The organism is Lysinibacillus sp. NPDC058147, from assembly GCF_042884205.1.
In the GTDB taxonomy this organism is placed as follows: domain Bacteria; phylum Bacillota; class Bacilli; order Bacillales_A; family Planococcaceae; genus Lysinibacillus.
This window is the reverse complement of the sequence record NZ_JBHVUJ010000002.1, coordinates 588,233-614,197: the sequence shown is the minus strand read 5'-3', so window position 1 is coordinate 614,197 and position 25,965 is coordinate 588,233. Positions and strand designations below refer to the sequence as shown.

Below are 25,965 nucleotides of genomic sequence, written 5' to 3'. Positions count from 1 at the left end.
ACATTTGTATACAATCAAATTGAAATGAAACGTATACAAATGTATACATTCGAGAGGAGAATGAAAATGAGAAGTGAAAAATTTAAGGAATTTAGAGAAGAGGGACATCATCGTGGGGGACGTCACAGAGGAAGAGATGGCTCTCATCAACGTGGAGCTAAAACATTCCGACGTGGAAGAGCCATTGCTTTTTTAGAAATGATGAATCTAAAGCGAGCAACGATTAAACAGCAATTAGAACAACCAGAGTTTCAATCTATTCAGCCGATATTAGTGGGTGAGTTAAAAGCCATCGATATGGTCATCAATGAATTCATACAATTATTTGAATTACATGAAAGTGAAACGATGGCTACATCCGACAGTCAAGAAGATGATGAAAAATCTTTAAATCATGATGAGGAAGGGAAAAACCTGAATGAAAATAATTAATCATTACATTGATGCAGTGTTTCATAACGAAGACTCTATTTTAGAGGAGGTCATTACATCCATAGAAGAAAACGGAATGCCCGCTATTTCTGTTTCTGCTTCCTCGGGAAAACTTTTAACAATGCTTGTTTCGATGACAGGAGCTAAAAACATTCTTGAAGTAGGGGCTCTCGGTGGATATAGTGGAATTTGTCTAGCTAGAGGTTTCGGCAGTGATGGTAAATTAACTTCTTTAGAATTAGAGGAAAAATACGCACAGTTAGCTTACAGTAATTTATCGAAGGCGGGTTTTGGTGAACAAGTTTCATATATAACAGGACCTGCATTGCAAAGTCTTGAAGAGCTAGTCCAAAGTAATGAGCGATTCGACTTTTTCTTTATCGATGCTGATAAGGATAATTATGAAAATTACTTAAATTACTGTGTACAGCTAGCTAATCCCGATGCAATCATAGTTACTGACAATGTGCTTGCTGCAGGAAGTGTGGCAGATCCAAATGCCAAACCAAAACGTTATACGGAAATAATGAAGAAATTCAATGAAGTAGTAGCGAACCACCCTCAATTAGAGTCGATTATTATTCCAATTGGAGATGGTATGACACTTTCAAAAGTGAAGAAATAAGCAGCATATTGATACGAGAAGGCACTGACGGACGAATGCATGTTAGTGCTTTTTTTGATTAGGCTGTTTTCTTAAAGATTGTTTGCTATTCAACTAACGAAGTAAGTTAGTTGAATAAATTTAGTAACTTTATTCCATATGATTCGATTAACTGTATAGTATCTTGAGGAATGAATTGGCTAAACAGTAAATGGATCGAGGAGGTACTTTGTTTAAGTATATGGTATATATAATTTTTCCGAAGGATTGTAACCAAATTACGCATTATTACTTTTATTAGTAGCAAGGAGGGTAAGATTGGATAGGATAAAGCAGTGAAGTTCTTTATTTTCGTTTATTGCCCTTGATTTTCTTATATTTTTATTATTTTTATTATTTTTATATTCTTGTAGGCATTGGATACGGATTTATATTTCCTGCCATACTGACACTGATCTCTTTTTATCTGATTGCGAATTCAAACCTAGCATTAACCCTACGAAAAGTTTCTCCGGTGAAAAAAGCAGTTTATCTTAAAATAATCTTAAAAATAAATGAATAATATTAATTAATACTTGAATTTTATTTAATTATTGTTTAACATTATTGAAAAGGAGGGGTGATATGAACCGTGATGAAGTACCATCTTGGATTTTGTCTTTAGATAAAGAATCTGTTGAATTTATAAGAAAATTTATTATCAATTCTGGGTCTTTAAAGAATATATCTAAAATTTATGGTGTATCATATCCGACAGTAAGGATTAAATTAGATACATTAATTAAAAAAATTGAACTGAACAGCAATACTGAAGACGTGGAGTTTGTAAATATGATTAAAAATTTGGTAATTGATGAACGGTTGAGTTTAGAAACGGCAAAAATGATTATTGATAAATATAAAAGCGAAAGGAATGATGAATAATGGATCCAATTAAATGGATAATAGCCATTTTAATAGCCATTGTAATAATAGGAATTCAATCTTTTTTATCTAGAAGAACAAACGTTTACTGGGGAGCAATTGTACCTATTCTATATTTAGTTTTTATTTTCGGATGGTGGTCCATTAGAATGGATAATGACAATACATCTTCACTTATTAAGGCTGCAGTTGGTGGTTCGGTGTTTTTATTAGGAACTTGGGCTAAAGGGAGGGAATCTCTAAAAATTAAAAGAAAGAAAGAATTAGAAAAAATGAAGTTACATGATATTAGTTAATGAATACAGAAAATAGAGTGATTAAACTTATTGCAAGGTATGCTCTTACTATTGCTTTTAAATAAAATGTATTAGTTGATTATTTTTTAAACCTTAATTCAAAGCTCAGAAGATTCTAGTTTCATATCTAAAAAATGAAACAACGACAGAAAAAATAAAAAGGGCCACATTTGTGACCCTGCAGAAGTTTCCCGCCGCTATAGATGGTAAGATGAATGCTGATTTAAGATGCTTTTCAACGGGTGTTCAAACACCTGTACCTGTCGCAACAGAAAATAATTGTAGCTGACGCTTTGCTTTCGCTACAAAAAGATTTGTAACTGCCGTTTCACTTTCGTTACTTAAAAAATTTGCTGAAAGAAGTTAAAGCCTTCAGCGGATGTCACGGCATAATTGTTCTTATTATCTGATGTATTTCTAAGTATTTTAGTTTGCTCCTGCTGTAAGTTTATTAATTTAATTAGAAACCAAAGGGTAATATGGCAGGAATAATGTAATGCAAAAAAATATTTACATATCGTATCCATTCTTAAACAGCGGGAATAGTCTTTTCTCTTGTTACTTCAATCCAAGATGTAATATTGGATAAGGGCGGCCTGAACTATCTGTTGGTTCTTCACTGACAATTGTGAAACCATTTTTCAAATAAAACATTTTAGCGTTTGCATTATCTTTATTAACATCAACAGACCTTATATTAAAATCTCTAATGAGTTGTTGTATTATTTGTTTTCCATAACCTTTTCCTATTTCAATAGGCTCTAAAAACAGCATTTCTAAGTGCTGATTATTGGTACCTGAAAAACCTATCAATCTATTTTCTATAAACCATAGTCTCACATCAAGATGTGGGAAATACATAGGAATTTCCTGTTTAATGTCTTCCTTATCTTTTAAACTTAAAAAATCATGGGTTTTGGTAACGGATCTATCCCAAAGATTAATAATAGTTTCATAGTCATTAGTTGTTGCTTGTCTGTTTTTCATAATGCTCTCTCCTTTTTCTCTTCATTATCACGCTCCTTTCTACTTTTTATTTGAAGATTTTAACGATGTAGCACCATTCTAAATAAAATGTCATTTTCTATGATCCTCTCGAATTGGGGGATTAGTTCTTATCAAAATTGTAACAGAGGGTACTAGATGAAACGAAATAATAAGAGGGCCACATCAGTGACCCTTAGTACCAAGATAGCTTTACACTACACTATCACAAAATCCTAGACTTAACTGATTTTAGTTCCGTTTGGTACAGGTTGATCAGGAGTTAATAAAATCACATCTCCTTCTACAGGAACTCCACCTATTACTAATACTTCAGATTTAAAGCCTGCTACACGACGAGGTGGGAAATTAGTGATGGCTACTACTTGCTTATCAATAATTCCTTCTGGCGTATAGCGTTTAGTAATTTGGGCAGAGGATTGCTTGATTCCAATTTCTCCTCCAAAATCAATTTTCATTTTAATGGCAGGAACCCGTGCTTTCGGAAGTTCCTCAGCTTGGATAACAGTGCCAATTCTAATATCAAGGTTTATAAAGTCTTCTATAGTTGCCATAAAAAATACTCCTTAATTTTCAATTTGTATAAATTCTTGTAAATTTTTTTGATCGTAGTATTTATTTTTGCGATAGTAACTGGATTAATATTTTCGAATATGTCATATAGCGATTCAAATGATGCTTGGAGCTCTTTGTTTTGATTTAATTCATCTCGAGTGATTGAAAAATTCTCTAATGTAGTGGGGTGATTATGTCGTTTTAGTTGCTGTTCAATTTTCTCAAGGAGCGAAAGAAAAGATTCATCATTAAGATACTTAAAACATGCTTTGAGAGCTGCCCAACTTTTAGGTTGAGCCATAAAATAAGCATTCCACCAATAAAATTCGATAAGAGATTTACTAATATGGTTATAATAAACATGAAACATAAATAATGCTCTTTGGCCTTCCGAAAGTTCCTCATAAAAACGTTCTTTCACACCGATATTAGTATCTTCGGACATTCTTACCTTATAAATTTTAATGAGTGGTTCGAAACACTTTTGACTTAAACTGGGGCAATTAATATCAAAATCTTCTTCTCTTACCTTTATTATCAGAACAATCACACTCCCTCCCATTAATATAACATTTTGGAATTGAATGTGCAGAGTTATTTACATTCATTTTTGGATTGATATTGGTTATATATACAGTTAAAAGTAGAAAAATTTAAGCATTTTTTAGTTTAAACCTCAAATAATAATGATTAGAAATAATTATTATTTGCAGGAGGTGAAAACTTGAGGAAATACTATCTGCTAATCGCTGTATGCTTTTTCGGGATATTTTTACTTTTTATTAATGAAAAATCCTTTGCAGATAAAGGAAGGAAGTATTACGAAGAAGCAGGACAAATTTTGTGGGATATTAATACTGATGAAAAAGTGATCGCCTTAACCTTTGATGATGGTCCTCATAAAAAGTACACTCCTGACATTTTAGATATATTAGACAAGTACAATGCTAAGGCCACATTCTTTATTGTGGGTGAAAATGCTGAAAAAAATCCAGAGCTTGCTTTACGTATACACGAAGAAGGTCATGAACTAGCCATTCACACATATACGCACCCTTTTAGAACTAATGTTTCCAATTTGATGAAAGAAATAAAACAAACACATGCAACAATTTTTGGTATTACTGGGTACGCACCTGTCTTATTTAGACCAGTTGAAGGCCAATACACGGATTCTATGATTGATGCAATAGCAAAAGAAGGGTATAAAGTTGTCATGTGGTCATGGCATTTAGATACATTTGATTGGAAAAGTCCTGGAGAACAGAAAATCGTCAATACTGTTTTAAAAGGTGCTAAGCCTGGAAGTGTCGTGTTATTTCATGACGGCGGTGGAAATCGTGAGCAAACAGTTAAAGCATTGAAAAAAATCTTACCAGAGCTTGAAGAGCAGGGATATAAATTTGTAACGATTTCGGAGCTACTGGAGATTCAAAAATTAAGTAATAAGGATGGAAAATAAATATAGGCATGGCTCAGTTCTTTGTAATCTGGGCCTTGCTTTTTTGTTATTGAACCCTGTGCATTTTTTTTCGAAAAAACAAAGTAGAATAAGGATGGTTATGATAATTTTGACTTTTAAAAGACTGAACTAATTTCTAGACCTTTAAGTCTACAACAAGGAATGAGGGTGAAAATTATGAATGATTATATTAAAACGATGAGACAGTTGATTGGGCATGAAACTCTATTGACTATTGGTTGTGGAGCGATAATTGAAGATGATAGGGGACGTATTCTTTTACAAAAAAGAATTGATGGTGATGTTTGGGGAGTCCCAGGAGGCATCTTGGAAATCGGAGAGACTTTTGAAGAGACAGTTAAAAGGGAAGTCTTTGAAGAGACTAATCTTATTCTGAACAATATTACTTTGTTTGGATTGTATTCTGGTAAAAATGGTTTTGCAGAGTACTCAAATGGAGATAAAGTATTTAGTGTGCAGATAATTTTTTACTCAAGCGATTATAAAGGTACTATACAAATTAATGATGAAAGTAGTGAATTGCACTTTTTATCGAGAAATGAAATACCTTTTAATCTTAATCCTCACCAATGCTCATTTATTAAGGATTGGTGCAATGGTATACCTACACCAGTAATAAAATGAAAATAATTCTTAATCTAATGGGTGCGTTTCCTCTAGAAGTTTTATATAATTTGAAAATACAGTATTTTCAAAAAGGGGTGAGGAAAATGAAACAAATTATTACATTAGGAGGAGGGGGCTTTTCTATGGAGCCCCATAATCCATTATTAGATACATATATTTTACAGCAATCTAAAAAGGCCAATCCTAAGATTTGCTTTGTTCCTACTGCAAGCGGAGACTCAGAAAATTATATTGCAAATTTTTATTCTTTCTTTAATGCTCAACAATGTACTCCGTCCCACTTATCACTGTTTTCTCCTCCAACGCGAGATTTAGAAAGTTTTATTATGGATAAGGATATTATTTATGTTGGCGGAGGAAATACTAAAAATCTTTTAGCTTTATGGAAAGAATGGTCGTTAGATAGCATTTTTAAGACTGCTTGGCATGAGGGAATCCTTTTAACAGGCATTAGTGCTGGTTCAATTTGTTGGTTTGAGGAAGGAATAACAGATTCATTTGGAGGAGATTTAGAGCCGATAACATGTTTAGGTTTTCTTCCAGGAAGTAATTGTCCTCATTATGATGGAGAAATCGATCGAAGACCATCTTACCACAATTTAGTTAAATCTAATAAGCTCTCATCCGGAATTGCTGTTGATGATGGAGTAGCAGTTCATTTTATCGATCAAGAAATCCATAAAATCGTTAGTTCAAAACCTACTGGTAAAGCATATAAGGTCTCCTTGTATAAAGATATTGATGAGCAAGAGTTATCAGTTGAGTATTTAGGAAATAAATAGTACTAAGCCTACTCATGACTTTCCTTGTCTTGAATAGGCTTATTTTCATTTTTAGAAGAAATAGATAGGGGGGTACGTGTATTTAAATGTTTTTTAGCAATAGGAATATCTCATTTTATGATTAAGAGATTTTACGCCCTTTACCAAAAGGAATGCATAACGGTGTGCCAAAAATAGGATCATCCGTCATTTTACAATCTAGATCAAAGACATGCTTTACTAACGTCGTCGTCATGATCTCTTCAGGTCTTCCTTGTTGAAAGACACCTCGGTCTCGAACAGTTATGATGTGGTCAGCATATCGACATGCTAAGTTAATATCGTGTAAAACCATAATAATTGTCCGTTTTTCCTGTTGATTTAATTCAAATAATAGATCTAAAATTTCTATTTGATGTGTTAAATCTAAATAGGTAGTTGGCTCATCTAATAGGATAATATCTGTATCCTGTGCAAGTGTCATGGCAATCCAGGCACGTTGACGTTGACCGCCAGAAAGCTCGTCCACGAGCTTATCCTGTAAATGATCAACACCTGTTGCTTTTAAAGCGTTTAATACTATTTCTTCATCTTTTTCTGTCCATTGTTTGCGCCAACTTTGATGTGGGTAACGACCTTGTTTAACAAGTTGAAGTACTGTTAATCCCTCTGGTGCTACTGGTGATTGAGGAAGTATAGAAAGTTTTTTTGCTACTTGTTTAGTAGATAATTTAAAAATATCTTGTCCATCCAATAATATAGATCCATGCTTTGGCTTTAATAATCGAGCAATGGAGCGTAAAAGTGTAGATTTTCCACAACCATTGGCGCCAATCAGCACAGTGATTTCATTCATCGGAATAGATAAATTTAGATTTTCAATGATATTGGAATCACCATAGTTTAAGGTAAGTGATTTAGTTTCTAAAGTTTCAGTCATGAAATTTGACTCCTTTATCTTCTAGGGTTTCTAAATAATAAATAAATGAAATAGGGAGCACCAATGGCAGCTGTAAACACCCCAGCTGGTACTTCTAAGGGACTAAATGCAGTTCGTCCAATAATATCTGCTACCATTACTAGTAAAGCACCAACTGCAGCAGATGTCGGTATTAGAACACCGAATGACGGCCCTACAATGCGTCTCGCAATATGAGGTGCTATTAAGCCGACAAAACCGATAGCTCCAGCAAAAGAAATAGCACTCGCAACTAGACTTGAACTCAAGAGTAATAAGAATAATCGAGTTTTTTGTACAGATTGTCCTAAACTAGCAGCCGTATCATCACCCAATTCTTGAACATTTAATTGTCGAGTAATAAAAAATGTGATAAGTAGGAGGATTAGTATCAACGGAACTACAATTTGAACTTGACTCCAGTCTGCACTTTTGACACTCCCTGTAATCCACTTATTGGCTTCACTGGCTTGATAGATGGGGCCGATAATCATCAACATCGTCGTAATGGCTTGCATAAATGCAGAGACTCCGATACCGATTAATACAAGACGGGTGGGTGTCACACCATCTTTCCAAGCAAATACGTAAACAATGAGTCCAACAATAGTTGCTCCGATAAAACCTGCGAGGGGTAACCAATCAATACTAACTGTTAAGGAATGATTAGAGTCACTAAATATAGCTAAAAAACCAACAACCGCAGCTCCGCCACCAGCAGAAATACCGATAATATCGGGGGAGGCTAATGGATTTTTTATAATTCCCTGTAATATTGCACCTGCTACTGCTAATGCCATTCCAGCAAAAGCAGCAAGAAAAATTCTAGGCATTCGGAAATCAACAATAATTAATTGATCAAACTCAGATCCATTGCCGATGAGGACTTGTAAAACCTTTATTGGATTTATAAATGAATCACCAAATGAGGCACTAAAGAAAAAAACAACTAATGCAATAATGCTGATCAAGGTAAGTTTTTTGGAAGCTTTTATATCAAGTAAAAAGGATACTTTATTTTGTAGTAAACGTATTGTTTTTAAATGTTTCATTATTTTTTTCCACCTTTTCGCGCAAGGTAAATAAAGAATGGTGTGCCAATCATGGCTGTCATTACTCCTACTGGTACTTCTTGAGGCATAATGATATAGCGTGCTGCAACGTCGGCTAACAATAATAGAATACCGCCTAATAGTGCAGCCATTGGAATGAGCCAACGATGATCTGTTCCAACAAACTTTCGCGCAAAATGGGGTACCACAATTCCAACAAACCCTATAGGACCAGCTATTGCAACCGATCCACCTGCTAATAAAATAACAATAAGACCTACCATCAACTTCATGAATCCTAGTGGTAATCCGAGACCTCTCGCTACATCGTCTCCAAGAGCAAGAATATTCATTTTGGAAGAAATGAACAAAGCAGCAATCCATCCAATAATTAGATACGGAAGTACAGATAAAAGAATTTCAAGTTTTCTCCCTTGTACCGAACCAGCTAACCAAAACAATACTTGTTCGAGTTCTGCTTCGTTTGTTGCTAGTAATCCTTGAGTGAATGAAGCAAATAATGCACTGATTGCGGCACCCGCTAAAGTTATTTTGACTGGCGTTACAGCATCTCGTCCAGAAGAGCTAATACCATAAACAGCTAGAGCAGCAATTGTGGCACCTAAAAATGCAATCCATGTAAAAGATTGCAAACTTGACACATGGAAGAAAATCATAGCAAATACGACGGCAAACCCAGCTCCAGCGTTAATTCCTAATATTCCTGGCGATGCTAAAGGATTCTTCGTTAATGTCTGCATGAGCACGCCTGTAATAGCTAAGGAAGCACCCACGCATGTAGCGATTAGAGCTCTTGGAATACGAACATTTTGAATAATAATGTGCTCGTTAGAATGATTAAACTGTGTAAAAGATTCAATAGTCATTTGAATGGACGTATTTGCATAACCGTATACAATACTTATTCCCATACAAAGGAGTAGGAGGAGTGTTCCTACTATTAATGCAATTGTTTTTGAAAAATTATTTTTTAAAATCATATAAAGTTGTACTCTTCCTTTAATAGAATGTGCTTGCATAAGAGTTAAAAAATTATTGACAATGATAGATTCTTACAATATGATTAATTTCGTTCTCAAGTAGTTGAAAGTGATTCTCATTATCATTAAATCTGCTTAAACATTCTATCATATACATTGGAGGAAGAAAAGGTGCAAAAAGGATTTCAAAAACTACTAGTTTTGCTTGCTGTTGTCGCTGTATTTGTATTAGCTGCATGTGGCAATAACAAGGAAAACACGAAAGAAGAAAGTTCAACTGAGAGTAATACATACAGTGTTGAACATGCAATGGGGACAACTAAAGTTAAAGACATGCCAAAACGTGTTGTCGTTTTAACAAACGAAGGAACAGAAGCACTTCTAGCTTTAGGTATTAAGCCGGTAGGGGCTGTAAAAGCATTCTCAGGTAATCCTTGGTATGATCATTTAAAGGATCAGATGGAAGGCGTAGAAGTTGTTGGGGTTGAGAGTGAAATTAACATTGAAAAAATTGCTTCTTTAAAACCAGATTTAATCATTGGGAATAAATTAAGACAAGAAAAAGACTATGAAAAATTAAGCAAAATTGCCCCGACAGTTTTCTCAGAGACATTACGCGGAGATTGGCAAGAAAACTTTAAACTTTATTCAAAAGCGGTAAATCAAGAAGCTAAAGGCAAAGAAGTTTTAAAAGCATACACAGATAAAGTTCAAGCTATTAAAGAAAAACTTGGCGATAAAACAAACCAAGAGGTTTCATTCGTACGCTTTATGGCCGATAAATCTCGAATCTACTATACAGATTCATTCTCAGGCGTTATTTTTGATTCTTTAGGATTTAAACGTGTACCAGAGCAAGCAGAACTATTTAAAGATAATGCGAAATTAGGAAAATTAGCTGTTGAGGTAGGAAAAGAAGTAATTCCTAAAATGGACGGAGATGTACTTTTCTACTTTACTTACATGCCAACAGGTGATGATACAGCATTAGCTACTGAAAAAGAATGGACGGAAGATCCACTTTGGAAAAACCTAAGTGCAGTACAAAAAGGGAATGTCCATAAAGTTGACGATGTAATTTGGAATACAGCAGGCGGAATCTTGGCAGCCGAAATTATGCTTGACCAAATTGAAGAAATCTTTGTTAAATAACAACTACAATCTGAATTAATAAACGCTATACTTTCATCGATGATGATTGTATGGCGTTTTTCATTTGCACAATTTCGACAGCAACCACATTGAAGACTCAAGCTCTATCCATATTCGCAAAGTCATTTTATGTTCTCAAAAAAAGAGAGACAATCTATAATATCTATTCAGAAAACATTTACGAGTTAAAGGATATGTAACATTAGAATAAATATGTCCTTTTATATAACCTTTCTTAAACGTTTTACTGAAAATCGAATCGTCTAAGGTTTCTCTCTATATGACCACCTGTAATATTAAATTCTTAGCCGCTCACCTTAACCAATACATATTTCTTTTATCGAAACAATAATCATTCTTTTTAAATCGCAAATCTTTTTCAGTGGTAGTCATGTTATTAAACAACAATTCCAACTAATATAAACTTAGTTGTTTACGGTATTATTTCTACAATAATGGCAGGGTTTTAAGAAAACGGATAAAAATTAATATCATACATAGGTACTTCAAAGCTCAAGTGAAAAATTTACCTTTTAGATGAAACAAAATATGTAATTAAACGTAAAATAAGAAAGGGGGCGTTTAAATTGAGGTATTTATTAATTGGCGTTTTCTTATCACTTTGCAGTGTTTTAATATCAATGATTTTATGGGGGACGGAAAAGATTTATTTAGTTTCAGGTACGGTTGGCTGTATTTTTATTGTCATTTCAATGATTTTTTCGGGGTCCATGGTTAGTGGGGATAGGATGAGGGCAAACATTGCTACCGAAACTACAGAACATCGGGACGAACGTAATAAAATAGCTGTAAATTCCTTATACGTTGCATTACCAAATATTATTGTTGCGGCTTTATTTTATTATTTAAGTAAATGATATTGATAGAACTTAAGCTCATGACTTTTGAGATAATATGCTTTGTTTATTAATGAAATAAAAAAGTCAACAATAAAAGGTCACTCGGACAAAAGTGACCTTTTTGTTTTAACTGTAGTGTGTTAGGCTGGTGGGTTATCCATTACTATAAGATGTGACGATAAGTAATATAGGTACAAAAATGATTGATTGTGACAATGATAAATAGCATTAACTTTTTATTGGAAAATTAAATTAATAATGCATGAATGTTGCGCCAACAATAATTAAAAGAATGAATAGGACTACAATTAAGGCGAATGCTGAACCGTGGCCGCCTCCATAGCTGTAACCACCGCCACAGCCATAGCCACCTCCGTATCCACCGCCATAGCCGCCGCCATAGCCACCGCCACAGCCGTATCCACCGCCATAGCCTCCGTAACTACCATAACCACCTTGCCAGAATCCCATATATATCCCCCCCTTCTACAATCTATAATATGTTCAGGTGTAAAAAGGAGGGGAGGTATTCATCTAGATTTTACTCAGTTTGGTTTAAAAACTCGAAAAATTAAATTATGAGGAATTACTCAATAAAAGGGGTGAAAACATGAACAGTTACTAAACATATGTCATGAATAAAAGAAATTTCATTATTTTAGAAGAATAAAATTGAAACTATTATTAATTTCAATCGTATAAAATAAGGAAGGTTCTAGGAGGTGTGTTTGTACTATGTCGTTTATTGGATGGGCTATTCTAACTTTTTCAATTGTCTGTTACTTACCTTTCTTTATCTGGCTTTCTGCTAGTTATCTAAGTAGCGGTGATCAATCAAAAAGAAAAAATTACTTTTGGTTATTATTGATGTCAGTTGGATTATTAAATTCTTTGAACACTTTCTTGTTTAAGATTCAAGATACATATTTTTTAGCAATAACAGTTATCATCATTTTATTATTTAGCCTTTACATGTTTTTCGTTGTTCGGAAAGATAAAAGAAAAGTATCGTTTAGATAAATAAATTAAAAGTATGGAATGAGTAACGATACATTTGAGATTGACACAATGTTCTTAAAGAAGATCCCCTTGAAGTAGACGATGTAATCCAGGTCTAATTTCAAGGGGATATTTTATAATTTCTATAAAGTTCTTTGCTGATTTTTTTGATTCAACCTCTGTTTTAAAATTTTATCTGTTTCAATACCTGCATTGAAAACAGACAATATCATAATAAAGAAAAATAAAATTTGAATGAACCTATCTGCAGTCCAATATCCCAAATAATTCCTAAATACAAAGATGACGAATAAAATAGCTGAAATAATGCTAGAATAAGAGCGTAATTTACGAGACATTTTATATCCTCCTTTTTATGTTAGTAAAACCATACTCTAAGGTTAACATGAAAATGGATTAAAAAGTAAAAAAGAGCCTAAGCAAGACTCTTTTAACTTCATTTAGCAATTGTTTTATGTAATGAAAATAAACAGTATTAAATAGACTTTTTTTAAAGAGGCTTATTTATTATTTGTTTCCAGACCAAAATGGCTACTGTACCTAGACATATACAAACAGCATATATAATACCACTAATGATACCCCAAAATTCTAGTCCGAAAGGTAATAGAAAAGTAGCGATTCCTACTATGTAAGAGAAAACACCACATAGCTTAGCTAGTTTATCTTTATCGCCAATAAAACTACCTTCTTGGTAACCCGCAATGAGCCATAGTTTCTTTTTTACATGGATATGGATAAGATAACCCATAAAAATAAAAATTAAAGCAAGAATAATACAAGTAATATATCCACCAATCATTTTTCGTCACCTCACTATAATAAATATACGAATATAACAATAAAAGGTTTTCCAAATTATTACTAAAAGTGATTTATTAAATATAACAGTCAAGCAAAATGATGGGACTATAAAAATAATATAAGAGTGACATTAATCTAAAAAAGACTTTAGGGGGAAGGTAAGGATATATTAGCCACAGAGTTATCTAAAAATAAGAAATTTCCATCATACATAATCAGAGATGACTCATGAGAAAATGCTTATATTTTTATTAGTACGGAAATAAAAAATAAGGGGGGTTAGGATAACTATGAAAGAAAATTAAATAAGGGTCACTCGAACCAAAGTGACCCTAAACCACAAACTAGGAGGGCAAAGCTAGGTTAGCTTTACACTACTATTAATATGCTTTGATAGTTATGTTTGTATAGTGAAATGCCTGTGAATTAGATTGAAAAATAAAAGTTAGAGGTGAACTTTTGAAATTATGTATAAGTCACATCTTTTACATGTTCGCCTTATTTATTTTAACGCAATATAAGTAATAGGCATAGCAAGTATAATAAAGTGCTATTAGAGTAAAAAAAGAAACTTTGTTCAGATAACCAAATATCGCTAATGCTAGAAGACTAAAGCCAAATACATTGATCATCAAATCAAATGCTTTAGATTTGGCGTTTTGACTTATTACAATATTTCGTTCATCATTTTCATCAATAAGCTGTTTCTTAGTTTTATTTTTTTCATCTACCATTTTAGTGAAGCCCGTACTTATTAGCATGACTCCACAAAATCCAACTCCTATTGGAACTAAATCCATTCGAATAAAAGGTATATTTAAAATTTCTGCACCAACAACACCTAAAATGATACCCGCAATAATGAGTAATCCACCAATAATTATTACTGACCATAATAGCTTATTTTTCATTATTTTTTCTCCTTATAAAAAAGTAAAATATCTTAAGACTGAAAAGAGAATTTGATGATTGCTCCAAAAAGTATATAAAGAATAGTCTAAACTAAAAAGGTTTTACTAGTGATGTTCATCACCAAACCGCCATATAAAATTATAACAATACATAGTAGCCACTATAGCCTAAAAGAAGATTTGTTACTTAAAGCTGCTTGTAATACTAAGTGCGCAAACTCATGGTCATTGATTACATAAGTTACTTCTTCCGGCTCAACCCAAATGCGCGAAATCGTTTCATGCTCTCGAAGAAATGGGAGACACTCTTGGACTTCCATGCTATAAAACATTTGATAGCCGATTAAAGGATACTTACTTTCAGAATTGTATAAAGGGTTCTCTTCATGACTGACTTCGATTGCTCCAATATAATTAATATGGCCTTTTACATAACCTTCTTCAAATGCCTCTCTATGCAATGCTTCTTCAGGTGTTTCTCCTTTTTCTATATGGCCTCCAGGAAAGTTAAATCCTCTTCCTTCTACATGAACTAACAAAACATTTCCTTGATAAAAACAAACTCCGTGTACACTTGTTACTTTACTGTAATCTGCAACTATTTTATTCGGTAGCCATGTCAGTTTAAGGTGGTGTCCACTCCAGTTTACATAAGTTTGGTTGTTCATCTGTATCCTTCCTTTCTTTCGAAATCATTATATTTCCATTTTAGTAAATTAAAAGATAAGTGTATATAATTTATAAATAAAAAAATCCTTCAGAATAGATCTGGTGTCAAATTCTGAAGGTCAATAAATAGAGTATATTGCGAGTTAAATTTTTTAAGGGAGTCAAAGTAATTTGTATACACTTTTAGTGAACGTCTATATCAATTGGTTCATCAAAATAAACAAATTTTGTTTCCGTTTGACCGTAAAGAATGAAAGAATCTAACTGAATGTCTTTGTTTATTGTATATGTCGTATATTTTTTCCCTTTCTCTGTTCGGACTTGGGCAGTATCCCATGCTATTTTATGATTGACTGTAATATCCCAGCTACTAATCGTCGTAGTTTAGGTTCATTCATCTTTAATTGCTTTTGTCTCTTTAATACCGTAAGCCAGAGCTTCCATAAGCATTAGCTCTTTATCCGTGAAGCTATTCTTGCTATTCCACTTGTATACGTCTGGTGCTTGAATTGGATGATTGGGATGTACCAACAGAACAAAAATACAAAAAGAGTCACATTTAACTAGATGTGACTTTTTCTTGTGCATCTAATAACTATGAGTTGGTAGTACGATGGAGGAATCTTAATGCAAGTTGATTAAGATGCAGCCATGTTTGTCATTTTATGCAACGAAAGAGGTGGTACTATGCAATTATCAGATGGTACAAGGACATTTGATTCGGAAACGATTGATGAAGCGGCAAAAAAATTACAACGAGATGAGCAGGAGCGAGAGATGTTAAATGCTTTCGCTCGCTATGCTTACCTTCAATACAAGAAAATTCGAGATAGTGTAAACCCTCGTAAATGTAAATACATGATGATTGATCAAGTGCGTGAACAATTAAAATCACCAGCTAAACTTCGAAAAGTTTGCACTCTATTCAATATTTCAGAAGAAGAAGTGCATTACATTATAGATTTTGTGAAGAAGTATTTGAAGTATGTCAGATAAACAAAAATCTCCCGGTAAAAATTTTTTAACCGGGAGATTTTTGTTTTTACATAAATTCCCAAATCTTTCGTTAGCACAGTAAGCACTTTGCGCAGGCTCTTGGATTTGTTAAAAGAGGAATGATATTGAAAAAGACCTTTTTCGCAAGGTTATCATTTCTCATCTTTCCATACTATATAGTATTATAATGTGTAGAATTAAGGAGTGTGAGAGTATGAGATTTATTAAATTCCTTCTGATCATTGTCATTTTCCTCGGTGTTATTGGTTATGGGGTTTATCATTATGGTATGAAGTATGCATCCGATAAGGTTGTTGATACTATTTCAACCGAATTAGAACAAAGTGGGCAAATGGATGAAATTAAAAGTACGATTGAAAGTGACCCTCAACTAAAATCATTTATGGAAGAGGCTAAAACTGCAGACAGCAGCAAGTTACCGTTTACAACAAAAGAAGAGGCTACAAAAGTATTAATTCAAAAAGTTGGGATCTCGGAGCTTAATAATATAAGAGTAAAAGTACAAAATGGTTCCATGACGAAAGAACAGGTCATTCAAGAAATGGAAGGTAAATTATCAGACGAAGAAATGACGGCACTAAAAGTAATTGTTTATAAAGAGTTATATAAATAAAACGTTGGCAGACCATATAAAGGAAAAAGCAGGACATGCAATTGTAGCATGTCCTATTTTTTTGGCCTTCTAAAGCGAGGAAATTCCAAAATATTTGTCCCTAATTTTGTGCCAAATCGGTATATAAGTTAATGAAAGGAATGATTCAAAGAACTTACAAAACAAAAGGAGGGGCATCATGGCAATATTTAGGGTTCGTAAAAAGGAGAATTATGTTGTGCTAGACAAAGGGTTTTTGAATGACACTCGTTTAAGCTGGAAAGCAAAAGGTCTTCTTGCGTATATGTTGTCTTTGCCAGATGATTGGTCATTTTGTATTTCTAATTTAGCCACTCATAGCAAATGCAGTCGTGAATCTACTGCTAACATTATTAAGGAGCTATCGCAAGCTGGCTATGTTCACAAAGTGCAGGGTAGAACAAATATGGGGAAATTTAGGAAAGTTGAACTTTCAGTATTCGAAACACCACAGGTTGAACCGTTTAGTGAAAATCCGATAACGGTTAAACCGTTGATGGAAAAACCGTTGACGGAATACCCGGCAATACTAATTAATAATAAATCACTAAATAATAATTTACTAAATAAAAATAAAAATAATAATAAGGGCCATTCGTCAGAAGAGAACATTCAAAAACAACAAACGGCATTCCAATTCTACGAGCAAAATGGCTTTGGTTCTCTAGTCGCTCATGTCACGTACAAAATCGATCATTGGATTAATGAATTATCGGAAGACCTTGTGATCCATGCTATGAAGCAAGCAGTTGAAAACAACGTGCATCGTTGGAATTATATTGAAAAGATTCTAGACGATTGGACGAAGAAGAAGTTTACATCAATTGAGGAAGTAGAAGCGCACAAACTTCGATTTGCAGCTCAAAAGCAACAGCGTACTAATCAATCCAATCTACAAGGTCGAAAGGAGGTTGTCCCAAAGTGGTTTCATCAACGCCATGAAAAACATAGTGATCCAGAAGTTGGACAAGCTATTGATTTTGAAGCTGAGCGTCAAAAAATCTTGGAAACATTTAGGGCTGTAACTGAGAGTGCAAGGTGAATGATATTAACCCATAGCTACTATAAAGATGACAATTTTGTCAGCTAACTGTCATGTTCCGAAATTTAATGTAGTGCAGAGATTATCTATACTCTTAAGTAACGATACTATTTCGTTATAAAAGAGGAGGCAAGAAAAATGAAGTTTATGAAATTCATTGCAATTACTATTTTATTCTCTACTTTTTTAGTTGGCTGTGGTGATAAAGGTGCCTTGATAGAGAAAGACTACTATGTTCAAATTAACGAGGAATTACAAACTCCGAATAGTAATGGTCATTACGTATACGCGCTAGAGGGGTTTGATAAGGATGGAAATGAAAAGGTTATAAGTTTTTTTGCAGAAAAATCATTTAAAAAAGGAACAATTATCCGTGTCCCTAGAAGCTTAGAAGGATATACTGGTGATCCTCAAGTAATCAATGTAGATGACTTACCAAAAGATATAAAAGTAAAATTTACTCAAAGCTAGATCTAAATTTTCAATAATCCTAAAAAGAGGGACCTGTCTCTATCGTTTTGAGCAGGTCCCTCTGAAATATTAATGGTATAACCTAATTTAGCATAATATGGTACTATGAAATAAATGTTAACTATAAGGCAAAGGGGCATGCTTATGAGCACACATTTCACCTTTACAGATTTCCCTGTATTAGAAACAGAACGTTTTATCTTACGAAAAGCACAGGAAAATGATTGTATTGATCTTTTTGAGCTTTATTCAGATGAAAGTGTTGTGAAATATATACCATTGGAACCTTTTAACTCAGTGGAAGATACAGAAAATGAAATGAATTGGTATGAAAAAATTTTCGAAGATCAAAGTGGCTTAAGATGGGTTATAGAAGATCCTAAAACTAAAAAAGTAATTGGAACATGTGGTTTTTTAAATTATGAAAAAGCCCATAATCGTATAGAAATCGGTTATGATTTAATTCCTTCTTATTGGAGGCAGGGCGTAATGAAAGAGACATTAAGTACTATCATCCATTTTGCTTTTACAAAAATGAACATAAATAAAATAGAAGCAAAAGTCGATCCTGAAAATAAATCATCCATTGGATTATTGAAAAAATTAAATTTTTATCAAGAAGGATTGTTAAGAGAGCATGAATATGAAAAAGGAAAGTATGTCGATCTAGTTATTTTTTCTATTTTAAAAAGGGAATATAAGTAATCAATGATCTCCGTTATATCTAAAAAGACGTTGCTTTTTGGCAGAAAACCTTATGTATGTACTATTAACTTGAGGTTAAAATTAGCTTTATAGGGTGGTTTATAAAATAACTCAAGCTAATAGAAATGGAGAGCTCACTTTTATGTTAAAATTTATCGGCTCTGGAAGCGCATTTAATACGAAATTAGGTAACAATGCAGCGTATTATAAAGTAGGGAATCAGATGTTGCTTATTGATTGTGGTAGCAATATTTTTCACCGCATAAAGGAAAATAATTTACTGGAAGGTATTGAACATATCCATGTACTGATCACTCATACGCATGCTGATCACGTGGGAAGCCTTGCAGATTTTATTTTTTATAGCTATTATTGCCATGGTGAAATGGGTATATCTAATGTTTCTATATATTCCATTCATGATGTGAAAATTGAAGAATTGTTGGCTATTAATGGTATTGTCCCAGGAGTGCATTGCCTAACAAAAAAATGTCAATCAGATATTCAATACACACTTCATTTCTGTAAAGTACTATTCGAAAGATCTAGTCATGTTAAAGAGATACCTTCTTATTCAATTGATTTATATATAGATGACAAACTTATTTATTATACAGGAGATACAAATAGCTTAAAATCCTCAATACGAAATCCAAATAAATCGAATAAAGTCTACGATTATGTTTATGTTGATACGTGTAAAGCTGATTATGAAGGTAATGTACACTTGTCATTACGAAAATTGAGTGAATTAGTTCGTCCAGATTTACGTTCAAAATTTTGGTGTATGCATTTAGATGAAGGCTTTGACCGTCAAGAGGCTGAAGCGTTAGGGTTCAATGTTGTAAAGAATGAATTTTAAGGACTTTCGGAAAGCAAGTAACATTGTTGCGGGAATAAACTTCTTTTAAATTTATAGGAGAGTGGTTAAAAATGGTTAATCAACTCATCTGATGATAAAATTAAATTGTGATCTAAAAAGGGGAGAAAAATCGGTTTCTTTATTGTGATGATAGGATTAATCATTTTAGTGGCGGTGATTAGCATCTTAAAAAACGAATCACCAAATACTGATATTTCAAAAAGTCGTTCCAATCATTCGAGTACTCATATGGATTATAGTTCAACAGGTACATTTTTATCCGTAGAAGACTCAAATACACATAATTGTTCAGACAATGTTTCTAGTTATACTGATACGTCTAGTTGCAGTGATAGTGGATCGTCGTCCGATTAAACTACTGAAGAACCTGTTAGATATTGTCCCGTACAATGCTTAAAGTGCCTTCCGCTGTTGGGAAGGCAATCAAAATTAAAACACCTAGTCAATTCTATCTTTAGATAAAGGGAGGGTCATTTATGTTAACGAAAATTAGAAAAGTTAAATTTGAAAAAGAAAGAAAAAACCCTTTGTATAATGTTATTTTGGAATGTCCTGAAGGGAAGGAATTATATGTGAAATTTGATTTTACCTATGCAACAAACAATTTTTGGCCATTGCAAGTAAATTATAATAAAAAAAATTATGGTGCCAAACTTGCATGGTATACGAGAGAAGTCGAAGATATGACTGTCGAAGTGTTCTTAGAAACAATTGCAGATAAGATCAATAAAAAATATAACTTTGAATTAAAAAGGAATTAGTATTCGTCAAGGTTATAACGTTCAAACTTATATGTAAGTAAATGAACTTCAAAATTTTCATACATAATTATTATTTATTTTCTAAAAGTAACAACATAAAAAGCTGTAGCGTATGACAACGCTACAGCACAGAATTGGTCTTGCCCTTATAATGGCTTAGCCATAATAGCATTATAACACATCGAACAAGAAATCAAAGTTCTAATGAGAATTTATTTCAATGAATTGAATATATCGTTGGATAGTTGACATGAATATGTTTTCAATAGCTATTCTTGAATTGTTTCAGCAAATGTTTTTCGACCAGGATTAACTTTATTAACGGTAATATTTAGTTTGCTAAGTGAATTTTCTGTCAATGGCACCTTACCATCTTTTTGTATCTTTTTCCATACCTTTACGTTTTTTCGATATAGCTGTTCTGATAAGCGGAAAACATCAACATCTATTTTTAAGCCCTCGTCATATGTTTTTTTTATATCTTTTTTAACTGCCTTAATAATACCTTTTCTTATTTGATCGGTATCTACTTTTCCTTTAAAACCATTGATGATTGCATTAAATTTTATATCAACTTCAAATGTTACTTCGTTGTTTTTTACAATTGGTTGTATCTTCGTACTTAATTTTTCTAAGTCGACTGTTAAATACTCTTTTTCTTTATTGTCTAATTTAAAGGTTACGTCTCCTCGAGTTTTTTTACTATACATCCATTGAATACCTCTTGCATCCCCATCAATTAGATAGCCTTTAAATCCCTTCCTTGAAACTACCCCGAAACCTGTTAATGCAGTTTCTGTAGTTGGCTCTTCGGTCGTCTCCCAATTTCTGTTGATTGAAACAAATGGAATATTCACTTCATGGCTCGGCTCATCTAAGGAGATAAGTAAGTTTCGTAAATCAACGGGCTCTACATATGTTTCTATTTCTTCTGTACGTAATGGGTTGCTTAGTTTTGAAGCTGTTAATGATTTATTTAACATCGGTGTGACTAAAAGAACATCTTTAATTGAGTCCTTTGTAACATAAGTCAATATTTGATATCTTGTTTCCCGATGACGTAAAAAACTATCAATAACAGGTATTGAATGCGCATTTTTCAAGGCATCCTCTGAGAAAAGAACAAAAGTCATATGTCCCCAGAATATTTTTTGATCGATGGAGCGATATAATTTAAAAAAGGCTTCTTCCATCGTTTTTCCTTTAGCAAATCCAATTTCTGACGGTGGCGCTTGTGGAGGAGGCGCTTCAGATTTAGCAACAGTAGAAAAATTGATAATTTGCATATATATTTCATATTGACCATCTTTAAAATCGATACCAATTCCGTCAATATAGTACATTCTTTGTGGTTCAGTAACATCCCAACATCCCGAAAGCAATAGTACAGCTGCTAAACTTACTATTAACATAATTTTTTTCTTCATTTTTTGATCCCTACTTTTAGAAATTCTGTGTAATTTTGTGGAGTAAAGGGGTTTTGTATATAGTTTGGACAAAAAATGAACGGATTATAAGTAGAGAAAATCTTAGGATAACCACATTTAAATAATGATACATAGAGTATTTTGAAAAATAGTGATAAATATAATCCCACAATAACGGATATTCAATATTTAGAGAAAGAAAAGAGGGATGAAGAAAATCCATCCCTTGACCACATTAAATTCCTTTATTATCGCGAAATTCTATAATGGTGCCTTCAGGTGCTTTTAATTTACAAAGCTGGCCATTTTCAACCTTATAAATAATTTCATCATTCTTACGAATAAAATGAACATCCATATCCTTCAATCGTTCTACTTCATGACTAAGATTATCAACCCATAAACAGAAGTGGACAATGCCTTGAGCATTTGAATTATATGCAACCAGATCTTCATGAGATTTCCCGGTTTGGAGTTCGATAAAAAATGCTCCTAGTTTTAACCAAGTATTGAATTTTCTATCGTGGAAATTTGGTGATTCCTGTACTAGTTCAAATCCTAATACTTCTGTGTAAAAGTTTAAAGACTCAGCGTATGTATTCGTTTGTATGCAAATGTGATGCATATATTTTTCAGCCATAATTAATTCTCCTTTTGCTTTATATTCAAAGTTTAATATAAATTACATCACTAATGAAATGATATAACATTTAACTATCTTTAAAGACAACTATACAGCGCATTCCTTAGGTTAAGTTCTCTTGGTTCATTAGCCATGCCAAATCCATGTTTATTCATAGCGTAGGCATATCCTAATCCCTCGTCTGGATCAGCAAAGCAGAACGAACCTCCAGCTCCAGGATGTCCAAAAGAGCTTTCGCTTCGACCAAATTGCATATTAGAGAAGTGTTTCCAAAAACCTAAAGAATATGCTATATCTATACAATTCACATGATCGTAGTAGCCTTCTTTTGGAGGTGTGGCGCACATGCTTAATTCATTCATTGTTAAAGAGCTTAATCCGAGTAATTTTGAACGGCTTGCAAATGCACCATAAATTTTTGCCATCCCTCTTACTTGTCCAACTCCGTTACCTGAAGGAAATTCAATAGATAGAATAGGACGATGATTAAAATTATCATTTGCAACAAATTTTTTAGGATCAACTAAACTTCGAGCTACTAGTGACTTAGCATTTAAAAAATTAAATAACATTTTGGGGGGTAATTTAGTCATTCCTTTAAGTAACTGAATAGGGTGATTTATGCCTTCAATAGTTGTAATTCTATCTTTCGAAATTTCTTCGGGTAATCCTATATAAAATTCAGCGTTTAGCGGTTCAGCAATTTCTTCTTTGAAAAAATCTTTTAGGGTACGGTGTTTTGGATCAGTTCTTTTAATGAGTTCTGCAATTAATGTCCCAATTGTCCATGCATGATACGCATGAAATTTTCCAACCTCCCAATCGGGTTTACTTGCAGCAATGGACTGTGATAAGCGTGAAGTATCTAGGTCTTCTAAATTTTCAATATTAAGCCTATCGAGAGCAGACAAACCAGCTTGATGTGCTAGGAGCTGTCTAACTGTAATTTTTTCTTTGCCCTTTTGAGCGAATTCTGGCCAATATGTACAAACTGTCTCATCATAATCAATGTATCCTCTTGAATGCGCTAGACTTAAAGCTAATGCAGCAAATCCTTTTGTAGCAGAAAAGACTTGTACTAAGGTGTCTTTCTCCCATTCAGCACGAGTTTTTCGATCACGATATCCGCCCCATAAATCTACAACGGGTTCGTCATTAATATAAACAGAGAATGCAGCTCCGACTTCTCCTCTGTTAGTAAAATTTTTAATAAATTCTTCTTTCACTAATTCAAAACCGGGTACAACAAAACCATGGATAGGAATATTATTTTGTATTCTCATATGCTTTTCTCCTTTTGAATAAGCCATCTCTTTACAAAAAAGAATAAATTTAATAAAATCAACTTAACAGATATATGACTAAAAATCAACAAATAGTCAAATAAAAGAGGTGGCATTATGATGGCAAGAATTTCAACTGAACAGAGGAAACAAATACATGAAACACTTCTCAACCAGAGTAAAGAGTTATTTATTCAGTATGGTTTTTCTAAAACAAGTATTGATGACATAGTAAATGCATGTGGGATTGCAAAAGGTTCTTTTTATTCATACTATCCTTCAAAAGAAGAATTATTTTATGCTGTATTGCGAAGAGAAGAAGAAATTAAAAATAAAATTATTGCTGAGGTGATGAGTGAATCCTTACCACCAAAAGAACTTTTAATTAGATTTTTTGATATTTCTTTTAAAGCAATAGAGGAAAATGCATTTTTACAAAATCTTTATCAAAGAGGGGAGTACGAGAAAATAGTTAAGAGACTCCCGAAAGAACTAATCGATGACCATGCCAAAGAAGATTTAGAAAGCTCGCTAGGTTTTGTGAAATTTTTACAGGGAAAAGGGGTTGCTGAAGAAGATCCTGAAGTTCTAATCGGCCTTTTTCGACTAATGATGCTTCTACCTTTACATCGAGAAGAAATTGGGGAGCATGTATTCGGGAAGACTGTAAAAAAAATGATTGAATGTTTATCAAATGATTTAACGAGATAAGGAATGCGTTAGTAATATCGGCAAACTTTATTACCGAAGAAATAGTGTAATATTTATAAGTATAATTTACACCAAAATGGATAATTTATATATCGGAGGTGATAATTATGGCAAAAGAAAAGCGCAATAATAGTGCAGAAGACCAAGTAGAATTTGGAGCAGATTTAAGCCCTGACGATTTAGATGTGCGTGAAGAAAATGATCTAACAAAAGAACAAATGAACAATTCAAATAATGAAAAACAACACAACGAAAACACTTCCTCAAAACGTAATAAATAATAAGGAAGACAAATAAAATTTCCTACCACAATCTTTTGGTTGTGGTTATTTGAATTTATTCATTTACATATAAAAGAAAAACTAAAATATCCATTATAATAAGGTTGTAATGTAAACTATTTATAATGAAATAAGTAGAGCAAAACAGTGAGAAAGGATAGATAAAATGACTACAAAATTTAAAATTGAACTCCCACTTATACCAAAAGAGTTGGCTAAAGGAGTTTTTGAAGATATTTTTTATGATGAAGAACCGTATTTATCGAATCAACTAATTACGGATACAAGTAGAGAGAATGATAATATTGAACGTTTAATTGTATCCAAAGTTATGTTTCAAAAAGTATCTTTGATTAATTCGAATTTCAGCAAAATTGATATGACTGATGTCATCTTTGAAAACTGCGATTTATCTAACTCAAAATTTAACGAAGGTATCATACATCGAGTTACATTTAAAAACTGTAAACTGTTAGGTGTTGATTTCTCAGAGGCCCATTTAGGGAACGTTTCTTTTGAAGGTTGTATGATGAATTTATGTAACTTTGGAGTAGCAAGATTAAAACAGATTTGTTTTGAGCAATCATCATTACGTGGTACAAGCTATTACGACTGCCAATTTAAGAAAGTGAAATTTGAACACTGTAATATTGATGAGGTTGATTTTAGCGATACACCATTAGATAATGTGGATATCAGTACATGCACATTTGAACGATTAAATGTAACCTTAAAAAATTTAAGTGGCTGTGTGGTTTCCACTGAACAAGCAATTGGCTTTGCTGAATTGCTAGGTTTAAAGGTTAAACGATAGTATTGAGCTTGGCTTTTTTCCTTGATATTAAACTGAGTTTGTCAGTTTTTATGGTCAACGTGATTCCAAGTGAATTTCAGAGCACCTTTGCGCGAAAAAACGAAGATTTCAAGAGCGATGATAACATCGCTCTTGAAATGTATATTGCTACTCAATCTATCTTAAGAGTGAATTTTTTGTGA

Annotated in this window: 33 protein-coding genes; 19 read left to right on the top strand and 14 right to left on the bottom strand. The window is 33.1% G+C overall.

Features of this window, described 5'->3' with window-relative positions:
• Nucleotides 1-66: 66 nt before the first annotated feature.
• From ACFVT8_RS08480 to ACFVT8_RS08465, 4 genes are all read left to right on the top strand, one after another.
• Nucleotides 67-432, top strand: a complete 366-nt coding sequence (locus tag ACFVT8_RS08480; protein WP_387083172.1) for a hypothetical protein — start codon at nt 67-69, stop codon at nt 430-432.
• Complete coding sequence (locus ACFVT8_RS08475; RefSeq protein WP_387083171.1) at nt 419-1,057, top strand: O-methyltransferase; 639 nt, start codon at nt 419-421, stop codon at nt 1,055-1,057. The genes ACFVT8_RS08480 and ACFVT8_RS08475 overlap by 14 nt, the downstream gene beginning before the upstream one ends.
• Before the next feature lie 603 nt (nt 1,058-1,660).
• A complete protein-coding gene (locus ACFVT8_RS08470) occupies nt 1,661-1,960 on the top strand; it encodes a DUF2089 family protein (RefSeq protein WP_387083170.1) in 300 nt (99 codons plus the stop codon).
• Nucleotides 1,960-2,256, top strand: coding sequence for a hypothetical protein (locus ACFVT8_RS08465; protein WP_387083169.1), 297 nt, complete (start codon nt 1,960-1,962; stop codon nt 2,254-2,256). The genes ACFVT8_RS08470 and ACFVT8_RS08465 overlap by 1 nt, the downstream gene beginning before the upstream one ends.
• 558 nt (nt 2,257-2,814) lie before the next feature.
• On the opposite strand, the gene ACFVT8_RS08460 is transcribed toward ACFVT8_RS08465, so the two are convergent.
• From ACFVT8_RS08460 to ACFVT8_RS08450, 3 genes are all read right to left on the bottom strand, one after another.
• Nucleotides 2,815-3,243 (bottom strand): GNAT family N-acetyltransferase, encoded by a 429-nt coding sequence (locus tag ACFVT8_RS08460; RefSeq protein ID WP_387083168.1) that lies wholly within the window; start codon nt 3,241-3,243, stop codon nt 2,815-2,817.
• Nucleotides 3,244-3,482: 239 nt separating this feature from the next.
• On the bottom strand, nt 3,483-3,815 hold the full coding sequence (gene csaA, locus ACFVT8_RS08455; RefSeq protein ID WP_387083167.1) for a chaperone CsaA: 333 nt from the start codon (nt 3,813-3,815) through the stop codon (nt 3,483-3,485).
• Nucleotides 3,803-4,366, bottom strand: coding sequence for a hypothetical protein (locus ACFVT8_RS08450; protein ID WP_387083166.1), 564 nt, complete (start codon nt 4,364-4,366; stop codon nt 3,803-3,805). Before ACFVT8_RS08450 ends, csaA begins: the two co-directional genes overlap by 13 nt.
• Before the next feature lie 174 nt (nt 4,367-4,540).
• On the opposite strand from ACFVT8_RS08450, the gene ACFVT8_RS08445 reads away from it, so the two are divergent.
• The 3 genes from ACFVT8_RS08445 to ACFVT8_RS08435 all read left to right on the top strand — a co-directional run bounded on the left by ACFVT8_RS08445 (nt 4,541) and on the right by ACFVT8_RS08435 (nt 6,708).
• The gene (locus tag ACFVT8_RS08445; RefSeq protein WP_387083165.1) at nt 4,541-5,278 is read left to right on the top strand and encodes a polysaccharide deacetylase family protein; all 738 of its coding nucleotides are present in this window, start codon (nt 4,541-4,543) and stop codon (nt 5,276-5,278) included.
• A 177-nt stretch (nt 5,279-5,455) separates the two neighbouring features.
• The gene (locus tag ACFVT8_RS08440) at nt 5,456-5,923 is read left to right on the top strand and encodes an NUDIX hydrolase (protein WP_387083164.1); all 468 of its coding nucleotides are present in this window, start codon (nt 5,456-5,458) and stop codon (nt 5,921-5,923) included.
• A gap of 86 nt (nt 5,924-6,009) precedes the next feature.
• On the top strand, nt 6,010-6,708 hold the full coding sequence (locus tag ACFVT8_RS08435; protein WP_387083163.1) for a Type 1 glutamine amidotransferase-like domain-containing protein: 699 nt from the start codon (nt 6,010-6,012) through the stop codon (nt 6,706-6,708).
• A 121-nt stretch (nt 6,709-6,829) separates the two neighbouring features.
• Here ACFVT8_RS08435 and ACFVT8_RS08430 read toward each other — a convergent pair whose 3' ends face one another.
• Genes ACFVT8_RS08430 through ACFVT8_RS08420 form a run of 3 tightly spaced genes read right to left on the bottom strand, consistent with a single transcriptional unit; the run spans nt 6,830 to nt 9,698 of the window.
• Entirely contained in the window at nt 6,830-7,627 is a 798-nt protein-coding gene (locus ACFVT8_RS08430) for an ABC transporter ATP-binding protein (RefSeq protein WP_387083162.1), read from the bottom strand.
• 14 nt (nt 7,628-7,641) lie between these two features.
• The gene (locus ACFVT8_RS08425) at nt 7,642-8,697 is read right to left on the bottom strand and encodes a FecCD family ABC transporter permease (protein ID WP_387083161.1); all 1,056 of its coding nucleotides are present in this window, start codon (nt 8,695-8,697) and stop codon (nt 7,642-7,644) included.
• Nucleotides 8,697-9,698 carry a FecCD family ABC transporter permease gene (locus ACFVT8_RS08420; protein WP_387083160.1) on the bottom strand — a complete coding sequence of 334 codons (1,002 nt, stop codon included), beginning with the start codon at nt 9,696-9,698 and terminating at the stop codon, nt 8,697-8,699. The genes ACFVT8_RS08425 and ACFVT8_RS08420 overlap by 1 nt, the downstream gene beginning before the upstream one ends.
• Nucleotides 9,699-9,869: 171 nt before the next feature.
• Here ACFVT8_RS08420 and ACFVT8_RS08415 point away from each other — a divergent pair, with 171 nt between their 5' ends.
• Both ACFVT8_RS08415 and ACFVT8_RS08410 read left to right on the top strand, forming a co-directional pair.
• A complete protein-coding gene (locus ACFVT8_RS08415) occupies nt 9,870-10,850 on the top strand; it encodes an ABC transporter substrate-binding protein (RefSeq protein WP_387083159.1) in 981 nt (326 codons plus the stop codon).
• Between the two features lie 587 nt (nt 10,851-11,437).
• The gene (locus tag ACFVT8_RS08410) at nt 11,438-11,728 is read left to right on the top strand and encodes a DUF5316 domain-containing protein (protein WP_387083158.1); all 291 of its coding nucleotides are present in this window, start codon (nt 11,438-11,440) and stop codon (nt 11,726-11,728) included.
• Between the two features lie 234 nt (nt 11,729-11,962).
• On the opposite strand, the gene ACFVT8_RS08405 is transcribed toward ACFVT8_RS08410, so the two are convergent.
• From ACFVT8_RS08405 to ACFVT8_RS08385, 5 genes are all read right to left on the bottom strand, one after another.
• Nucleotides 11,963-12,181, bottom strand: a complete 219-nt coding sequence (locus ACFVT8_RS08405) for a YjcZ family sporulation protein (protein ID WP_387083157.1) — start codon at nt 12,179-12,181, stop codon at nt 11,963-11,965.
• Nucleotides 12,182-12,852: 671 nt separating this feature from the next.
• A complete protein-coding gene (locus ACFVT8_RS08400) occupies nt 12,853-13,068 on the bottom strand; it encodes a hypothetical protein (protein ID WP_387083156.1) in 216 nt (71 codons plus the stop codon).
• A gap of 152 nt (nt 13,069-13,220) precedes the next feature.
• Entirely contained in the window at nt 13,221-13,532 is a 312-nt protein-coding gene (locus tag ACFVT8_RS08395) for a DUF3784 domain-containing protein (RefSeq protein ID WP_387083155.1), read from the bottom strand.
• A 487-nt stretch (nt 13,533-14,019) separates the two neighbouring features.
• Complete coding sequence (locus ACFVT8_RS08390; protein WP_387083154.1) at nt 14,020-14,445, bottom strand: hypothetical protein; 426 nt, start codon at nt 14,443-14,445, stop codon at nt 14,020-14,022.
• A 161-nt stretch (nt 14,446-14,606) separates the two neighbouring features.
• Complete coding sequence (locus ACFVT8_RS08385; protein ID WP_387083153.1) at nt 14,607-15,113, bottom strand: NUDIX hydrolase; 507 nt, start codon at nt 15,111-15,113, stop codon at nt 14,607-14,609.
• 688 nt (nt 15,114-15,801) lie between these two features.
• Here ACFVT8_RS08385 and ACFVT8_RS08380 point away from each other — a divergent pair.
• The 7 genes from ACFVT8_RS08380 to ACFVT8_RS08350 all read left to right on the top strand — a co-directional run bounded on the left by ACFVT8_RS08380 (nt 15,802) and on the right by ACFVT8_RS08350 (nt 20,624).
• Nucleotides 15,802-16,110: a hypothetical protein gene (locus tag ACFVT8_RS08380; protein ID WP_387083152.1), complete on the top strand. Its 309-nt coding sequence runs from the start codon at nt 15,802-15,804 to the stop codon at nt 16,108-16,110.
• A gap of 214 nt (nt 16,111-16,324) precedes the next feature.
• Complete coding sequence (locus ACFVT8_RS08375) at nt 16,325-16,744, top strand: hypothetical protein (protein ID WP_387083151.1); 420 nt, start codon at nt 16,325-16,327, stop codon at nt 16,742-16,744.
• A gap of 178 nt (nt 16,745-16,922) precedes the next feature.
• A complete protein-coding gene (locus ACFVT8_RS08370) occupies nt 16,923-17,804 on the top strand; it encodes a DnaD domain protein (RefSeq protein ID WP_387083150.1) in 882 nt (293 codons plus the stop codon).
• Nucleotides 17,805-17,942: 138 nt separating this feature from the next.
• On the top strand, nt 17,943-18,275 hold the full coding sequence (locus tag ACFVT8_RS08365; protein WP_387083149.1) for a DUF1093 domain-containing protein: 333 nt from the start codon (nt 17,943-17,945) through the stop codon (nt 18,273-18,275).
• A gap of 144 nt (nt 18,276-18,419) precedes the next feature.
• A complete protein-coding gene (locus tag ACFVT8_RS08360) occupies nt 18,420-18,980 on the top strand; it encodes a GNAT family N-acetyltransferase (protein ID WP_387083148.1) in 561 nt (186 codons plus the stop codon).
• Between the two features lie 142 nt (nt 18,981-19,122).
• The gene (locus ACFVT8_RS08355; RefSeq protein WP_387083147.1) at nt 19,123-19,842 is read left to right on the top strand and encodes an MBL fold metallo-hydrolase; all 720 of its coding nucleotides are present in this window, start codon (nt 19,123-19,125) and stop codon (nt 19,840-19,842) included.
• A gap of 497 nt (nt 19,843-20,339) precedes the next feature.
• Nucleotides 20,340-20,624 carry a hypothetical protein gene (locus tag ACFVT8_RS08350; RefSeq protein WP_387083146.1) on the top strand — a complete coding sequence of 95 codons (285 nt, stop codon included), beginning with the start codon at nt 20,340-20,342 and terminating at the stop codon, nt 20,622-20,624.
• A 269-nt stretch (nt 20,625-20,893) separates the two neighbouring features.
• Here ACFVT8_RS08350 and ACFVT8_RS08345 read toward each other — a convergent pair whose 3' ends face one another.
• The 3 genes from ACFVT8_RS08345 to ACFVT8_RS08335 all read right to left on the bottom strand — a co-directional run bounded on the left by ACFVT8_RS08345 (nt 20,894) and on the right by ACFVT8_RS08335 (nt 23,977).
• On the bottom strand, nt 20,894-22,051 hold the full coding sequence (locus ACFVT8_RS08345) for a Ger(x)C family spore germination protein (RefSeq protein ID WP_387083145.1): 1,158 nt from the start codon (nt 22,049-22,051) through the stop codon (nt 20,894-20,896).
• A gap of 235 nt (nt 22,052-22,286) precedes the next feature.
• Nucleotides 22,287-22,691 (bottom strand): VOC family protein, encoded by a 405-nt coding sequence (locus tag ACFVT8_RS08340; protein WP_387083144.1) that lies wholly within the window; start codon nt 22,689-22,691, stop codon nt 22,287-22,289.
• Nucleotides 22,692-22,771: 80 nt separating this feature from the next.
• Nucleotides 22,772-23,977, bottom strand: a complete 1,206-nt coding sequence (locus tag ACFVT8_RS08335; protein ID WP_387083143.1) for a serine hydrolase domain-containing protein — start codon at nt 23,975-23,977, stop codon at nt 22,772-22,774.
• Between the two features lie 117 nt (nt 23,978-24,094).
• On the opposite strand from ACFVT8_RS08335, the gene ACFVT8_RS08330 reads away from it, so the two are divergent.
• From ACFVT8_RS08330 to ACFVT8_RS08320, 3 genes are all read left to right on the top strand, one after another.
• Entirely contained in the window at nt 24,095-24,688 is a 594-nt protein-coding gene (locus tag ACFVT8_RS08330) for a TetR/AcrR family transcriptional regulator (RefSeq protein ID WP_387083142.1), read from the top strand.
• Between the two features lie 107 nt (nt 24,689-24,795).
• Complete coding sequence (locus tag ACFVT8_RS08325; protein ID WP_387083141.1) at nt 24,796-24,969, top strand: hypothetical protein; 174 nt, start codon at nt 24,796-24,798, stop codon at nt 24,967-24,969.
• Nucleotides 24,970-25,135: 166 nt separating this feature from the next.
• Nucleotides 25,136-25,783: a pentapeptide repeat-containing protein gene (locus tag ACFVT8_RS08320; RefSeq protein ID WP_387083140.1), complete on the top strand. Its 648-nt coding sequence runs from the start codon at nt 25,136-25,138 to the stop codon at nt 25,781-25,783.
• The last annotated feature ends 182 nt before the right edge of the window (nt 25,784-25,965 follow it).

Bases quoted from the DNA above. Each gene is read 5' to 3' on its own strand.
- ACFVT8_RS08480 (WP_387083172.1), top strand. From the start codon at position 67: ATGAGAAGTGAAAAATTTAAGGAATTTAGAGAAGAGGGACATCATCGT.
- ACFVT8_RS08475 (WP_387083171.1), top strand. From the start codon at position 419: ATGAAAATAATTAATCATTACATTGATGCAGTGTTTCATAACGAAGAC.
- ACFVT8_RS08470 (WP_387083170.1), top strand. From the start codon at position 1,661: ATGAACCGTGATGAAGTACCATCTTGGATTTTGTCTTTAGATAAAGAA.
- ACFVT8_RS08465 (WP_387083169.1), top strand. From the start codon at position 1,960: ATGGATCCAATTAAATGGATAATAGCCATTTTAATAGCCATTGTAATA.
- ACFVT8_RS08460 (WP_387083168.1), bottom strand. From the start codon at position 3,243: ATGAAAAACAGACAAGCAACAACTAATGACTATGAAACTATTATTAAT.
- csaA (WP_387083167.1), bottom strand. From the start codon at position 3,815: ATGGCAACTATAGAAGACTTTATAAACCTTGATATTAGAATTGGCACT.
- ACFVT8_RS08440 (WP_387083164.1), top strand. From the start codon at position 5,456: ATGAATGATTATATTAAAACGATGAGACAGTTGATTGGGCATGAAACT.
- ACFVT8_RS08435 (WP_387083163.1), top strand. From the start codon at position 6,010: ATGAAACAAATTATTACATTAGGAGGAGGGGGCTTTTCTATGGAGCCC.
- ACFVT8_RS08430 (WP_387083162.1), bottom strand. From the start codon at position 7,627: ATGACTGAAACTTTAGAAACTAAATCACTTACCTTAAACTATGGTGAT.
- ACFVT8_RS08425 (WP_387083161.1), bottom strand. From the start codon at position 8,697: ATGAAACATTTAAAAACAATACGTTTACTACAAAATAAAGTATCCTTT.
- ACFVT8_RS08420 (WP_387083160.1), bottom strand. From the start codon at position 9,698: ATGATTTTAAAAAATAATTTTTCAAAAACAATTGCATTAATAGTAGGA.
- ACFVT8_RS08405 (WP_387083157.1), bottom strand. From the start codon at position 12,181: ATGGGATTCTGGCAAGGTGGTTATGGTAGTTACGGAGGCTATGGCGGT.
- ACFVT8_RS08400 (WP_387083156.1), bottom strand. From the start codon at position 13,068: ATGTCTCGTAAATTACGCTCTTATTCTAGCATTATTTCAGCTATTTTA.
- ACFVT8_RS08395 (WP_387083155.1), bottom strand. From the start codon at position 13,532: ATGATTGGTGGATATATTACTTGTATTATTCTTGCTTTAATTTTTATT.
- ACFVT8_RS08390 (WP_387083154.1), bottom strand. From the start codon at position 14,445: ATGAAAAATAAGCTATTATGGTCAGTAATAATTATTGGTGGATTACTC.
- ACFVT8_RS08385 (WP_387083153.1), bottom strand. From the start codon at position 15,113: ATGAACAACCAAACTTATGTAAACTGGAGTGGACACCACCTTAAACTG.
- ACFVT8_RS08380 (WP_387083152.1), top strand. From the start codon at position 15,802: ATGCAATTATCAGATGGTACAAGGACATTTGATTCGGAAACGATTGAT.
- ACFVT8_RS08375 (WP_387083151.1), top strand. From the start codon at position 16,325: ATGAGATTTATTAAATTCCTTCTGATCATTGTCATTTTCCTCGGTGTT.
- ACFVT8_RS08370 (WP_387083150.1), top strand. From the start codon at position 16,923: ATGGCAATATTTAGGGTTCGTAAAAAGGAGAATTATGTTGTGCTAGAC.
- ACFVT8_RS08365 (WP_387083149.1), top strand. From the start codon at position 17,943: ATGAAGTTTATGAAATTCATTGCAATTACTATTTTATTCTCTACTTTT.
- ACFVT8_RS08360 (WP_387083148.1), top strand. From the start codon at position 18,420: ATGAGCACACATTTCACCTTTACAGATTTCCCTGTATTAGAAACAGAA.
- ACFVT8_RS08355 (WP_387083147.1), top strand. From the start codon at position 19,123: ATGTTAAAATTTATCGGCTCTGGAAGCGCATTTAATACGAAATTAGGT.
- ACFVT8_RS08350 (WP_387083146.1), top strand. From the start codon at position 20,340: ATGTTAACGAAAATTAGAAAAGTTAAATTTGAAAAAGAAAGAAAAAAC.
- ACFVT8_RS08345 (WP_387083145.1), bottom strand. From the start codon at position 22,051: ATGAAGAAAAAAATTATGTTAATAGTAAGTTTAGCAGCTGTACTATTG.
- ACFVT8_RS08340 (WP_387083144.1), bottom strand. From the start codon at position 22,691: ATGGCTGAAAAATATATGCATCACATTTGCATACAAACGAATACATAC.
- ACFVT8_RS08335 (WP_387083143.1), bottom strand. From the start codon at position 23,977: ATGAGAATACAAAATAATATTCCTATCCATGGTTTTGTTGTACCCGGT.
- ACFVT8_RS08330 (WP_387083142.1), top strand. From the start codon at position 24,095: ATGATGGCAAGAATTTCAACTGAACAGAGGAAACAAATACATGAAACA.
- ACFVT8_RS08325 (WP_387083141.1), top strand. From the start codon at position 24,796: ATGGCAAAAGAAAAGCGCAATAATAGTGCAGAAGACCAAGTAGAATTT.
- ACFVT8_RS08320 (WP_387083140.1), top strand. From the start codon at position 25,136: ATGACTACAAAATTTAAAATTGAACTCCCACTTATACCAAAAGAGTTG.